This window comes from Methanomethylovorans sp. PtaU1.Bin093 (assembly GCF_002067275.1).
Lineage (GTDB): Archaea > Halobacteriota > Methanosarcinia > Methanosarcinales > Methanosarcinaceae > Methanomethylovorans.
Map to the genome: position 1 here is coordinate 1 of NZ_MVQX01000039.1, position 12,594 is coordinate 12,594.

At 44.2% G+C, this 12,594-nt stretch carries 13 protein-coding genes, 1 tRNA gene and 1 pseudogene; 4 read left to right on the forward strand and 11 right to left on the reverse strand.

Going from position 1 to position 12,594, the window contains the following annotated elements; genetic code table 11:
• Positions 1-861 (reverse strand): annotated as a pseudogene (locus A4E24_RS04155) (PKD domain protein); the annotation flags it as partial.
• Between the two features lie 399 nt (positions 862-1,260).
• Here A4E24_RS04155 and A4E24_RS04160 point away from each other — a divergent pair.
• Positions 1,261-2,466: an aldo/keto reductase gene (locus A4E24_RS04160; protein ID WP_292351947.1), complete on the forward strand. Its 1,206-nt coding sequence runs from the start codon at positions 1,261-1,263 to the stop codon at positions 2,464-2,466.
• Between the two features lie 332 nt (positions 2,467-2,798).
• Here the strand turns inward: A4E24_RS04160 and A4E24_RS04165 are convergent, their stop codons facing one another.
• The 8 genes from A4E24_RS04165 to dusB all read right to left on the reverse strand — a co-directional run bounded on the left by A4E24_RS04165 (position 2,799) and on the right by dusB (position 10,087).
• Positions 2,799-4,511 carry a SulP family inorganic anion transporter gene (locus tag A4E24_RS04165; protein ID WP_292351949.1) on the reverse strand — a complete coding sequence of 571 codons (1,713 nt, stop codon included), beginning with the start codon at positions 4,509-4,511 and terminating at the stop codon, positions 2,799-2,801.
• Between the two features lie 202 nt (positions 4,512-4,713).
• Positions 4,714-4,992, reverse strand: coding sequence for a DUF3303 domain-containing protein (locus A4E24_RS04170; RefSeq protein WP_292351951.1), 279 nt, complete (start codon positions 4,990-4,992; stop codon positions 4,714-4,716).
• A 265-nt stretch (positions 4,993-5,257) separates the two neighbouring features.
• On the reverse strand, positions 5,258-5,911 hold the full coding sequence (gene nth, locus A4E24_RS04175; protein WP_292351953.1) for an endonuclease III: 654 nt from the start codon (positions 5,909-5,911) through the stop codon (positions 5,258-5,260).
• A 93-nt stretch (positions 5,912-6,004) separates the two neighbouring features.
• Complete coding sequence (gene porB / locus A4E24_RS04180; protein ID WP_292351955.1) at positions 6,005-6,877, reverse strand: pyruvate synthase subunit PorB; 873 nt, start codon at positions 6,875-6,877, stop codon at positions 6,005-6,007.
• A complete protein-coding gene (gene porA / locus A4E24_RS04185) occupies positions 6,874-8,088 on the reverse strand; it encodes a pyruvate synthase subunit PorA (RefSeq protein ID WP_292351956.1) in 1,215 nt (404 codons plus the stop codon). The genes porB and porA overlap by 4 nt, the downstream gene beginning before the upstream one ends.
• Entirely contained in the window at positions 8,088-8,348 is a 261-nt protein-coding gene (gene porD / locus A4E24_RS04190) for a pyruvate synthase subunit PorD (RefSeq protein ID WP_292351958.1), read from the reverse strand. The genes porA and porD overlap by 1 nt, the downstream gene beginning before the upstream one ends.
• Positions 8,345-8,893: a pyruvate ferredoxin oxidoreductase subunit gamma gene (locus A4E24_RS04195; protein ID WP_292351960.1), complete on the reverse strand. Its 549-nt coding sequence runs from the start codon at positions 8,891-8,893 to the stop codon at positions 8,345-8,347. The genes porD and A4E24_RS04195 overlap by 4 nt, the downstream gene beginning before the upstream one ends.
• Before the next feature lie 204 nt (positions 8,894-9,097).
• Positions 9,098-10,087, reverse strand: a complete 990-nt coding sequence (gene dusB / locus A4E24_RS04200; RefSeq protein ID WP_292351962.1) for a tRNA dihydrouridine synthase DusB — start codon at positions 10,085-10,087, stop codon at positions 9,098-9,100.
• 330 nt (positions 10,088-10,417) lie between these two features.
• On the opposite strand from dusB, the gene A4E24_RS04205 reads away from it, so the two are divergent.
• Genes A4E24_RS04205 through A4E24_RS04215 form a run of 3 tightly spaced genes read left to right on the forward strand, consistent with a single transcriptional unit; the run spans position 10,418 to position 12,185 of the window.
• On the forward strand, positions 10,418-10,960 hold the full coding sequence (locus tag A4E24_RS04205) for a dephospho-CoA kinase (RefSeq protein ID WP_292351964.1): 543 nt from the start codon (positions 10,418-10,420) through the stop codon (positions 10,958-10,960).
• Entirely contained in the window at positions 10,957-11,415 is a 459-nt protein-coding gene (locus A4E24_RS04210; RefSeq protein WP_292351966.1) for an RNA-binding domain-containing protein, read from the forward strand. The genes A4E24_RS04205 and A4E24_RS04210 overlap by 4 nt, the downstream gene beginning before the upstream one ends.
• Positions 11,412-12,185: a sugar phosphate isomerase/epimerase gene (locus A4E24_RS04215; protein WP_292351968.1), complete on the forward strand. Its 774-nt coding sequence runs from the start codon at positions 11,412-11,414 to the stop codon at positions 12,183-12,185. The genes A4E24_RS04210 and A4E24_RS04215 overlap by 4 nt, the downstream gene beginning before the upstream one ends.
• 23 nt (positions 12,186-12,208) lie before the next feature.
• Here A4E24_RS04215 and A4E24_RS04220 read toward each other — a convergent pair whose 3' ends face one another.
• A complete protein-coding gene (locus A4E24_RS04220) occupies positions 12,209-12,379 on the reverse strand; it encodes a CopG family transcriptional regulator (RefSeq protein WP_292351969.1) in 171 nt (56 codons plus the stop codon).
• Positions 12,380-12,485: 106 nt separating this feature from the next.
• A tRNA-Lys gene (locus A4E24_RS04225) sits at positions 12,486-12,562 on the reverse strand.
• Positions 12,563-12,594: the final 32 nt, after the last annotated feature.

The following is a 12,594-nucleotide window of genomic DNA, read 5'->3' on the forward strand; positions in this document are numbered from 1 at the left end:
ATGTGATCCCCACGTGATCCTGCATGCGCTGTTCGTCCGTGTCATAACGGTATTGTATGCAACTTCCCCGTTGTTCGAATACAGAATATAGCATGCATCATGACCGAGCTTGTACACATCATTGTAAAGGAATTTAATATCGTTACCACTGTATACTTTCATTCCATCGCCTGTCCCCCATTCCAGACGCATGTGGGATACCTCGACGTTATTTGAGTTCTGGAACAATATCAGATTATAATATCCTTGACCCTTGATTATCCCGGATTGTGCTTCGCTGTTCCCGTCGATAGTAAAACCCGTGATCACAATATTATCGGCTCCGGTTTCACCCCTTATTAATGGAACCTGTGATGCCCAACCGGCTTTTGCCACCAATTTGATCTCTGCTGTTGGGTCACCTGTCAGGACCGTATTTGCACCTATATTCAGGGTACTATCGATCCAGTATGTATTTGGGCCCCTTAGGTAGACAGTACCGCCCCCACGTCCATCAATATATGCCAAAGCCTTGTTTATTTCAATGTGATCATTTGTTCCGTCACAGTTGTAATTTCCGGTTCCATCTGTATCAACGTAGACAACCGGTGTTTTTAAGGAAACCGAACTTGCCGCAGAATCAAAAGTCTGATCCATTTGAATTTCAGCACTTGTAATATTCCAGTTATAATCTTCTGTATCATTTATATTAAACTCAATTATTTCAATTTGATTTTCGTCTTTCGTTGCATTAAAATCATAGTAGTGTTCAGTTTCATTTGTGTCAACAGACATAATAGAACCGTTTACATTGCATCCTGCAAGAGGAATTATGGTTAACAATAGAACAAGAGACCAGCTAATTACGTTTTTCATACTCATGGTTGTTCACCTTTAATTCAAAACTATCTGGTCATCGATATAACCGCTATGAACATAGCAAAATGTACATCTAACAACATTACTGATTTATATAAATCTAAAAAGTTATGTCGTCAGCAAAATAAAGCAGCTTATATAGGTAAAATTATATAAAAAGCAAAGGCTTAAGGCATGAACACAAACTTCTTGGTGCACGAAGTACCACAAGAATAACTCATATCCATATTGTGCGATCAGGAAAAGACTGTTGTAAGATTTGTTTTGTCCTCAACGGGATCATTTGAGGGGATCAGCTGGATATCCTGGGAGAAATATCATTTCGGTTGATGTGGAAAGGAATATCTAAAAATGATCTTTACATAATTTTGTTGTTAATTTGGAAGCAGAAAGAGGAGTACCATGTTATACAGGAAAATGCCAAAGAATGGAGATAAGCTTTCAATAATTGGTTTTGGTGCCATGCGTCTTCCGACCAAACAGGACGGAAGCATAGATGAGGAAAAGGCCACTCAGATGATCCACTATGCAATAGATAACGGGGTCAATTATATAGATACCGCATGGCCTTACCACATGGGAGAAAGTGAGCCATTCCTCGGACGTGTGCTTGCAGAGGGATACAGGGAAAAAGTAAAGCTTGCAACGAAAATGCCTCAATGGATGGTAAAAAACCTTGATGATATGGATAGTTTCCTTAACAAGCAGCTTGAGAGACTGAACACAGACCACATTGACTATTACCTCTTACACAGTCTGGTAGGCAGCAGCTGGAAGACTATTCGGGACTTAGGTGTTAATGACTTCCTTGACAGGGCAAAGGCCGATGGGCGTATCATCAACGCAGGTTTTTCCTACCATGGTAATGGCGAGGATTTTAAGGATGTTGTAGATGGCTATGACTGGGACTTCTGTCAGATCCAGTATAATTTCCTGGATGAGGATATACAGGCAGGAAGAAAGGGGCTTGAATACGCTGCTTCCCACGATCTTGGAGTTGTGATAATGGAGCCATTAAGGGGTGGCAATCTGACAGCTCCTGTTCCCTGTGAGATAATGGACATCTGGAAAGAAGCTGATATCATGCGCAGTCCTGCAGAGTGGGCATTGCGCTGGGTCTGGAACCATCCTGATGTCACTGTAGTGCTTTCAGGTATGACCGAGCCTTATCACGTTGAAGAGAACCTTAAGTCTGCAGAAGAAGGCCTTGCTGATTCCCTGACAGCTAAAGAGCTCAAACTTATTGACAGGGTTGCAGATAAGTACAGAGAACTGATGACAATAAATTGTACAGGCTGTAGATACTGTATGCCCTGTCCTCAGGCAGTGGACATTCCTGCCTGCTTTGAAACGTATAACAATTTGTACATGTTCGGTGGAAAAGATAGGTTGATGATAATGTATGCTGCAAAGCTTGGAGGCATTCTAAGAGGAGCTGAAAGGAATTTAGCATCCCAATGTGTGCAGTGCGGCCAATGCCTTAATGCCTGTCCACAACACCTTCCAATACCGCAACTGCTTGAGAGGGTTGTGGAAGAGTTCGAAGGGCAGGATATGGAGAAGAGGATCGAGTTTGCAAAGCAGTTGTTTGCAAATGATAACTTCTGAGGGATTTATGATCACACTAATATTAGTTGATGAAATGGATACTATAGATTATTGCCTTGAAGAAAAGCTTCCCTCTGTTGAAGATTTCGTTGCAGATGTTATTGTTCTACCAGAATAAAGGCATAGGCACTGAATTGATGAAATAGATAATGTCATATCTGCAAGAGAACGTGCAGGATCATTCGTACATAACCCTGATGTCTGCAAAAGGAAAAGAAGCCTTTTATTAGAAGTTTGGTTTTTTCAAAAGGCCTACGGATAAGTTTGGGTATGGGACGATGGTTGAGCTTTGATGTCAAATTCCATCATCACTTTTTAGATCAAGCTACTTTCTAATTCCCACTCTGCTCCTTCACGTATTCCAGAGCATCCTGTGTGTGTTCAAATATGTGTACATGCTGTTTTTCTATCAGTTCCATAAGGTCTTCGTCATTTTTCATTCTCCTCATCACTTCCGGCTGTATCGAGGTGAGGTAGACTCTCTGATTCTTCTTTTTAGCCATACTTATGAAACTTCTAAGCCTTTCAAGCCCGGTGGTATCAATGAACGGTACATAACGCATACGCAGTATTATATGAGGCCTGCTGATGTTAATATGTTCATTGATCTTGCTCTCGAAAACATTCATTGCCCCGAAGAAGAAAGGTCCGTTGAGAGTGTATACAGAAACGTTCTTTTCAAGATAGGGATGGGAAAAGATAGTAGCATTAATGCCCGTTGATTTGTCGTAGTTCTCCATGGTCTGGATATCAATGACATTCGTGAGCCTTATGAACAGCAGGATTATTGCAAGGAACATGCCCATCTGCACTGCGAAAACCAGGTCCGTGAGCACTGTAAGGACAAATGTGGCGATCAGGACAGTGGTGTCCATTTTGCTGATGTGCATGATCGTTTTGAACTCGGTGATGTTGATCATCCTTACAGAGACAAGTATAAGTACTCCTGCAAGGTAGGCTTTTGGAATGAATGCAGCAATTGGACCAAAGAAAAGAAGTATTGTGAATAGTATAAGTGCATGGATTATCCCGGACACTTGGGTCTTTGCTCCTTCCCTTATGTTCACGGCACTCCTTGCGATGGCGGCTGTACAGGGAATTCCTGAAAAGAATGGAAGAACGATATTTCCCAGTCCCTGTCCCATGAGTTCTCTGTTGCTGTCGTGCTTTGTGTTGGTCATACCGTCACAGACCACTGCACAAAGCAAAGCTTCGATAGTTCCGAGAAGTGCAATGGTAAGTGCAGCCGGAAGGACAGTTAGCACCAGTTGAGGATTGAGATCGATCATCTGTATGCTCGGGAGGCCGGTAGGGATGCTGCCCACGAGGGGGATGTCTATCTTCATATAATATATTGCCAAAACTGAAAGTATCAATGCTACAATGGAGGCTGGAAGGCTGTTCAGATACTTTACTTTGCTAAGTATCCCTGGCAGATATAGCAAGAGTACGATAGTAGCTACGCAGATCAACAGTGCAGTCGTGTTTGCAGCACTGATATTTTCTATAATTGCAACAACAGTTTCCCATGCGTATTCTTTAGCAGGGATCACCATGCCAAGAGCATTTGGTATCTGTCCTATCAATATGATGGCACCAATACCACTTGTAAATCCGGATATTACAGGCAGTGGTATGTATTTGACCACCTTACCCAGTTTGAACAGGCCGAAAAGTATCTGGAATATACCCGCAAGGAAACCTGCAAGTAGCAGCCCTTCAATTCCATAGGAGTTCAGGGTGGACAGGATGATAACGGTCATAGCACCGGTAGGTCCTGTTATGGAATATCTGGAACCGCCGGTTGCGGAAACAAGTATTCCGGCTATCACGGCCGTATAAAGACCCATCACCGGTTCAACACCGGATGCGATGGCGAAAGCAATAGCCAGTGGCAGTGCCACGATAGCTGTAATAAAACCTGCTTTAAGGTCACTTAAAAACGATTCCTTGAAATACCCAGAAATCCCGGTTCTTACATCCATGTTATCTTGCTCGGCGCGCGGCATTAATTGTTCATCAAAGGGATTTAGAGCAATTACCATATATTTATAATTTGCCTATAATGAAAATAGGTTCGGGATCAGAGTGTAAGGTAGTTGTAGAGTCCATACAATAAAGGATTTGTTTGAAACATCAAACTTACAAGCATAAACCCTAAATCTGCATATTATATAAAAAGAAAAAAAGAACATTCCTGACAACTATGTAAAGATAATCTATGTTTGGTCAGTACCTGGACATTCTTCATTGGCATTCGCACATCATTTTAGAACCAAACTCAACTGCCTTCTGTGTTTCCATTACAGGAATGGTTTCGCACTTCATTATGTCTCTCCAAGGGAATGTAGCAGCCATATAGGCTTCAGCATTTTCAAGTTCATATATCACAAATGCTCTGCATGAAGATAGGTCAGACCAGTCTGCAATTACGTTGTAGCCTTCGGGATATTTCCATTCCATGTAGCGCTTGCTCACTTCCATGTCATCTTTTGGATCCCATGTCATTATATCCATGAACAACATTTCTCCAACCCCCTTTCAATTCATATATGTTTTACTTGATAGTGTATTATATGCATTAAAAGTATTTATCGGTTACTTTAAAAAATTTTTAATATATTAATAATAGTGGCATTATCATGAATGACAATGAAGCACTGGATTTGTTAGAGCTATTTGTAAGTGTGCATCTCATCTAACTCAACGATAGATATCTCATTTATTTCGTAAAAATGACAATTTGATTTTCCTCGAAAAGAGATGATCTCTACTGAGCCGTTTTTTTCTATTACACTCTGCTCGACGGACACAACTCTTTTACAACACACTCCACACATTTCGGATTGCGTGCCACACATACATTGCGCCCGTGCAGGATCAGGGTCATGGAAAGGGTTTCCAGATCCTCTCTTTTTGTAATCCTCATAAGGTCCTTCTCTATCTTTTCCGGGTCTTCGGATTGGGTGAAGCCGAGGCGATTTGATAATCTTTTCACATGTGTGTCCACTGCAATACCCTCTATTTTCCCAAAGGCTCTGGATAGGACTATATTTGCAGTCTTCCGGCCAACTCCGGGAAGCTGCAGCAAGCCTTCCATGGTGTCAGGTACTTTACCTCCGAAATCCCAGAGCATGATCTGAGCGCTTTCGATGATATGTTTCGCTTTCTGGTGATAGAAGCCCGTGGAATATATTTCCTTTTCAAATGCTGATACATCCGCAGCAGCATAATCTTCCAGAGTGCGATATTTCCTGAACAGGGATTGAGTGACCTGGTTCACCTGGCGGTCCGTGCACTGGGCTGAGAGAATGGTAGCTATCAGTAATTCCAGAGGAGAACTAAAATGCAGGGCAGGGGCAGCATCAGGATACACCTGTCGCAGAAGTGAGAAGATATTTTCAAAGTTGTGAGTGTTGTCGGGGATATTTTCCTCAGCATTCATGCAGGTAGATAGTAGCTGATAGTTCTTATCACTTTTTTAGAAAAGAAAAACCAAGAGCAAAATAACACAAAAAAAAAGAATAGCTACAGGCCTTTAAAGCCCGTAGTGCTCAATGTTCTTATCAGCAATGGCCTGTATCTTGGCTATCTCTTCTGCACCGCCTTCCTTGCTGAACAGGTGCTTGAAGCGGCTCTGCATCTTGAGATAATCCTCAACTGGTGATGGAGTACCTATCTTCCTGACCTTTGTGATCTCCCCATTTTCCATTTCGAACAAGGGCCACAGACCGGTCTTAACAGCCATCCGGGCAACTTCCACCGTCTTGGAAGTGTCGAATCCCCAGCCTGTTGTACAGGGTGAGTGACAGTGTATATATGTGGGACCCGGTATTTCAGTGGCTTTCTTCACCTTTGCTATCATGTCCTTGCCATATGCAAGGGATGTGGTGGCCACATACGGGGAACCATGTGCTGCGATGATGGCAGGCATGTTCTTTTTAGGCCGTTGGTTCCCAAAAGAAACCTTTCCGGCAGGACTTGTAGTAGTTGAAGCATTAAATGGGGTTCCACTACTTCTCTGCACTCCGGTGTTCATGTAAGCTTCGTTGTCTATACAGACATAGGTGAAGTCGTGTCCTCTTTCAAAAGCTCCGGAAATAGCCTGCAGACCTATATCCATAGTTGCACCGTCACCACCAATGGCAACAATCCTTGTGTTCCCCTTCTTTCCCATGGCCTTCAGTGCAGCCTCAATACCAGATGCAACAGCAGCGGCATTTTCGAATAGTGAGTGTATCCAGGGTACATTCCATGAAGTTTCAGGGAAAGGAGTTGTCATGACCTCAAGGCAGCCGGTAGGACTGACCACTATACAATCCTCACCAGCACCCATAAGGGTGAACTTTGTAGCCATTGCATCACAGCAGCCTGCACATCCCCTGTGTCCTGAGACTAAAAGGTGTTTCATAGTATTTCCTCCCTCACATCAGTGAACTGGCTCTCGAGCTTAATACCAGTCTTCATTACTTCCTCAGCCTCGGATATGATCTTCTCTATCGTGCTCATGCGTATGTCACGGCCTCCATGGCCTATCATATAACCCACAACAGGTACACGGTTCTTGGTATTGTACAGGCAGGATTTGGTTTCTGTGAACAGAGCGCCTTCGTTAAGTCCCAGTGAGATGTTCTTATCCAGAACTACAACGACCTTTGCATCCTTGATGGCTTCCTTGATGGCCTCTGCCGGGAATGGCCTGAAAGACCTGACCTTCAGCAAGCCTACCTTCACACCCTTCTGTCTCAGGTTATCAATGGTATCCTTAATGGTACCCACGATGGAACCCATTGCCATGAGAATTATATCAGCGTCCTCAGTTTGGTATTCATCAATGAGTCCGCCATAGTATCTGCCGAACACATCATAGAACTCATTTGCTGCATCCTCTATCTTCTTCAGAGCATTTTCCATCGCCTTCTGTTGCAGATATCTGAACTCAGTGTAGTAATTGGGATCAGCCAGAGTACCAAAGCTCATGGGTTTCTTTGGATCAAGTGTGTTAAGAGGTTCATATGCAGGTAAATATTCATCAGTAAGTTCCTGTTCCAGCAGTATCACAGGTTCGTATACATGGGACAGGATGAAACCATCCATACACACCATGGCAGGCATAAGTACTCCCTTGTCCTCTGCAATTTTGAATGCCTGTGCGGTCATATCAGCTGCTTCCTGTAGATCCTCTGCATACAATTGTATCCAGCCGGTATCTCTCTGAGATATTGCATCCTGGTGATCGTTCCAGATGTTGATGGGTGCGCTCACAGCTCTGTTCACAACGGTCATGACTACGGGTAGTCTCATACCGGACACGTTGAAAAGCACTTCATGCATCAACTCAAGACCCTGGGACGTTGTGGCAGAGTAGCACCTCGCTCCCACGGCTGAGGAACCCACAAGTGCGGAAAGCGCAGAGAACTCAGACTCGACATTTATATACTCACAGTTTTGGATCTCTCCGTCAGCAATGAACTGAGATAATCCTTCTACAATATGGGTTTGTGGAGTGATCGGGTAGGCAGATATGACATTGGGCCTGCATACCTTAACAGCATGTGCCACGGCATAAGACCCCTCTACGACGACCATCTTTTCCATTTCAAGTTTTCCCTTGGTTGCCATCACTTCTCCTCCAGTACCATGGTTATAGCCGTCTTGGGACATTCATTGGCGCATATACCGCATCCTTTGCAGTAATCATAATCGAACTGGAAATATCCGTCCTCTCTGGGCAACACGGCCATGTCCGGGCATAACAGTTCGCACAGCTTGCATTTGATACATTTGTCATAGTCGTACACAGGCTTGAAAGTTCTCCAGCCACCAGTCTTGTTGACCAATGAGGTACCGGGTTCACAGACTCCCCCTATAGTTATTTTCATACCTTTGCCTCCTTCATCATGTCGTATGCCTGTTGGATGGCTTCAGCATTTCTCTCCCCTACTTTGCCAGGGAATCTCTCTTTCACCGCTTCCTTGATGGACTCAGGTCTGATATTGCCTGTGGCCCCTGCAAAGGCTCCCAGCAGCACTGTATTGACTATCGGCCTGCCAATGATCTCAAGTGCGATCTTTGTAGCATTAACGGTCACAACTTTGGCCTTAGTGTTGAGTTTGAAAGTCGAGGGTTCAAATTCACTGTTTATGATAATTATTCCATCTTCCTTCAGGCCACTTGCAACATCCACTACCTCTATAAGGGTAGGGTCCTGCACGATAACGTAGTCAGGTTCGTATATCTGGCTTCTGAGCCTGATAGGCGTGTCATCCATTCTTGTGAACGCCTGTACAGGTGCTCCTCTTCTTTCCACTCCGAAAGCTGGGAACGCCTGGCTGAATTTCCCATCAGCAAAAGCTGCAACGGCTAAAAGCTCGGCAGCAGTGACCGAACCCTGGCCTCCCCGGCCGTGTATTCGTATCTCTTTCATCTGGATTCTCCACAACATTAGAACAATATACTATCGGCACAACTCTGTTTCTTGCTGTTTGTTTTTGATTATCCTGGCCGAACACTGGATAGTTATAACCTGCATTTATTCACAATTGCGTATAAATGCAATGGTTAATTGTGTAGGTTATGAACCGTCTGATAGTTATAAAGCCTTTCGGTTTGAACCGAATAAAAAACTGTATCAGTTACCATGGAAATCATTATTTGTAGCCTTATCGGATAACTGCTCACACATGCTTTCCATAAGCTGAATTATCGATCTTTTTTCCCGTGTGCCGGAGATGCCCTGACGTACATGTCGCCCACCTTTTATTCCCCGTGTGAACCATCGGGCATGCATCCTTATATCTACATGTTCTTCAAGGCCATACAACTCCAGCAATCTCAGGTACTCTTTGAGATCTGCAAGTCTCTGAGTACATTCATCAGTAGGTAGTTGTTCTCCGGTACGCAGGAAGTGAGCTATCTTCGTAAAAACGTGTGGATCACCCATTGCAGCCCTTCCTATCATCAAGGCATCACATCCTGTGTGCTCAAGCACCTGCTTTGCAGAAAGGCCGTCAACAATGTCACCATTTGCTATCACTGGAATTGAAAGCTCTTTTTTGATGTTCCGGGCATATTCATGCTCAGCTTTTCCAGCATATTGCTGAGCCTGCGTCCTACCATGCACTGTAATGGCACTGGCGCCTGCTTCTTCTATTGTTCTTGCGATATCAAGTGTTTTTTTCATGTCATGCAGCACTCTTATTTTAGCTGTTACAGGTGCCTCTGTTTTTCCATATACAGCAGATACTATTTCCCGTATCCTTTCAGGAAAATCCAGTAATGCTGAACCAGATCCATCTTTTACAAGCACATTAGCAGGACATCCAAAATTGAGGTCTATTATATCAGGTGAATACTTTTCCTCTATCATGCTTGCTGCAATTCCAATGGTATCTGCAGAGTTTCCAAAGATCTGAATAGCAAAAGGTTTCTCTTTCTCTGAACTAAGACCACGGCTTGCTGTTCTTATATTGCCGTGAAGTACAGCATCGGCACTGATCATCTCAGAGTATGTCATTGCAGCACCGTGTTTTTTGCAGAGCGTTCTGAAAGCTGGATTGGTTACATCTGCCATCGGTGCCAGGAACAAATACCCATCTATCTTTACATTTCCTATCTTCATTTTTCAGGTTACTCCAAAAAAGAGTCTTTTAATCCGCTATTCGTAGTATGATATAAAAAGAATGGCCAAAGAAAGAAAACTGTGGTATGTTTACTTTCTTACAGCGGATCAGTATTTCTCACAGCCTTTCCTCAAAATATCTAAAAGTAGTGGATTTTATCTGTGGCGCACACGCAAATAGTTTGTTACACCCCTACATATAAAATGTGCCGTTACAGTTACATCTAGGTAATTTTCCAAAGACATTTTATTCAGAATGTATATTATTTATAACATCAATGAAGTGTGATTCACATTTCATAAAGGTCAATAGACAACAGCAGGTTAGGTATGAAGAAGATATTAGCTTTTGTAGGGATGCCGGCTTCGGGCAAATCAGTAGCTGCATCGATCCTGGGAGAATCAGGTATCAATGTCGTCAATATGGGTGATGTGATACGTGAAGAGGTTGTACGCAGAGGACTTGAGCCCACAGATATTAACGTAGGTGGCGTAGGAACTGACTTGCGTAACAAAGAGGGTAAAGATGCTGTAGCCAAACGCTGCATACCCAAGATAAGAGCAGCAGATTCTGGTTTTCTTGTTGTGGATGGTGTGCGCAGCCTTGCGGAGGTCAATTGCTTCAAGAAGGCTTTTGGTTCTGATTTTGCTTTAGTTGCCATAGAGGCCCCACTTGACGCGAGGTTCGCAAGGGTGCAGGCCAGAAAAAGAAGTGATGACATGAAGGACATCGATGCCTTGCGCGTGAGGGATGACCGTGAGCTTGGCTGGGGCATGGGTGAAGCAATCGCTGCTGCAGATCTTGTTATTATGAACACGGGAACACTTGATGAATTCCGAAAAAAAGTGCTCGATATGGTGGGTCAGGCATGATAGAGGTTCAAGTTTCAGCCAGAGTTAACCCTACAGAAACCGAGGAGAAGGTCAGGACAGCGGTCCAAAGCATTTTTCCTCTGGCAGACCTAATCTACAATAAGACCGATGATACCGGATTATGTGGAATGGTTGAAGGAACAACTGGTCTTGAGGGACTGCGTCATTTTCATCTTCTGTTAAGGGAAGAAGAAATTATAGACACTGCACGTACTCAGTTTGAGGTGGGCATGAGCAGGAATGCACCTTCCACATCTTTCAGGATAAGCAAATTTGTGGCTTTTGTGGGACGTCTTAATTTCCCGGCTGACGAAGAACCACTGGGCTCGCTACATGTAACAATAAGCGCAGGTTCATCTTTTGAACTCCAGAGGCTGATGGAATGGCTTGCTCCTCCCACTGAAAAGGGCAAGATACTTTTCGAACCGGATATAGAGGACGTGGAAAGTACATGAAAGTAAGGAATCTGAGCTTTTCTTCCAGAGTAGAGACGGGGAATTCCTTTGCCTGGGTCTATCAGCTTGAAGACCTGGGATATACAGGCTGGGAGATCGTCCAGGAGGGTTTGCAGACCCTTCATAACGGTAATCTGGGCGAGGTCCGGGAGATCCGTGATACCACTGACCTGAAGATCACAATGCATCTGCCATTTTCCGACATGAACCTGGCAGGTCTTAATGACGGGATACGTAATGAAGCATTAAGGCAGATGCACCGCTGCCTTGCACTTGGAAGTGGTATCGTGGAACTGGCGGTGGTACACCCTGGTTACTTATCTCCCTATGGTTCACAGATGCCTGAAAAGGCATGGAGCACCCATATAGGGTCCATCAGGAACGTATGCGACACTGCTGCAGAGTACGGTATCACGATAGCTGTGGAGAACATGCCCGAAATGCCCAAGATATTCGGAAAATATCCTGACGAGATGCTCAGGACCCTTGAGGAAGTGAACAGGGACAATGTGGGCATGACCCTGGACATAGGCCATGCAAATACAGTGGGAGTTGTGGATGAGTTCCTGGAAAAGTGCAAGGACCAGATCCTGCACATGCATATTCATGACAACCACGGAAAATCAGACGAACACCTGCCTCTGGGACGGGGAACCGTGCAGTGGAAAAAGATCATGGAAAGCCTTAAGGGCTACAATGGCCGGCTTGTAACTGAAATGGCAAGCCTTCAAGAAGGCGAAGAATGTCTTGCATATCTTCGGAATCTCTGAATATCACAATATCTGACCTTTTTTCATTCTTTTACTCTGCCGTGCCTTTTATCGATCTCGTCCATCATGTCCAGCATCTTGCGGATAGCTGTCCTGATGGCATCTGACTGGTTAACGAACTTCTTGTCATCCCCCACGTGCCTGTTCAGGTCGTCCAGCAACTCTTGGGGGATCTCCACACTTACTTTTGGCATTAGGCTCACCTTCGGATAAGAATCACAGGATACATGTATTTTAAAGTGTCCCACTAGGAGGCACAAAAACAGACTCAAAAATCTTATGTAAGAACAGTAAAGAGATTGGCGAGCCGGAAGGGAGTTGAACCCCTGGCCTACGGATTAAGAGTCCGTCGCTCTGCCTGGCTAAGCTACCGGCCCATCTTGTTTACTGACGTGATGCCTCCATACGT

Coding starts and splice junctions, on each gene's coding strand:
- dusB (WP_292351962.1), bottom strand. CDS start 10,087: ATGAAGATAGGAAATGTAAAGATAGATGGGTATTTGTTCCTGGCACCG.
- A4E24_RS04210 (WP_292351966.1), top strand. CDS start 10,957: ATGATAGAGGTTCAAGTTTCAGCCAGAGTTAACCCTACAGAAACCGAG.
- A4E24_RS04195 (WP_292351960.1), bottom strand. CDS start 8,893: ATGAAAGAGATACGAATACACGGCCGGGGAGGCCAGGGTTCGGTCACT.
- A4E24_RS04160 (WP_292351947.1), top strand. CDS start 1,261: ATGTTATACAGGAAAATGCCAAAGAATGGAGATAAGCTTTCAATAATT.
- A4E24_RS04170 (WP_292351951.1), bottom strand. CDS start 4,992: ATGTTGTTCATGGATATAATGACATGGGATCCAAAAGATGACATGGAA.
- A4E24_RS04215 (WP_292351968.1), top strand. CDS start 11,412: ATGAAAGTAAGGAATCTGAGCTTTTCTTCCAGAGTAGAGACGGGGAAT.
- nth (WP_292351953.1), bottom strand. CDS start 5,911: ATGAATGCTGAGGAAAATATCCCCGACAACACTCACAACTTTGAAAAT.
- A4E24_RS04220 (WP_292351969.1), bottom strand. CDS start 12,379: ATGCCAAAAGTAAGTGTGGAGATCCCCCAAGAGTTGCTGGACGACCTG.
- A4E24_RS04165 (WP_292351949.1), bottom strand. CDS start 4,511: ATGGTAATTGCTCTAAATCCCTTTGATGAACAATTAATGCCGCGCGCC.
- porB (WP_292351955.1), bottom strand. CDS start 6,877: ATGAAACACCTTTTAGTCTCAGGACACAGGGGATGTGCAGGCTGCTGT.
- porA (WP_292351956.1), bottom strand. CDS start 8,088: ATGGCAACCAAGGGAAAACTTGAAATGGAAAAGATGGTCGTCGTAGAG.
- A4E24_RS04205 (WP_292351964.1), top strand. CDS start 10,418: ATGAAGAAGATATTAGCTTTTGTAGGGATGCCGGCTTCGGGCAAATCA.
- porD (WP_292351958.1), bottom strand. CDS start 8,348: ATGAAAATAACTATAGGGGGAGTCTGTGAACCCGGTACCTCATTGGTC.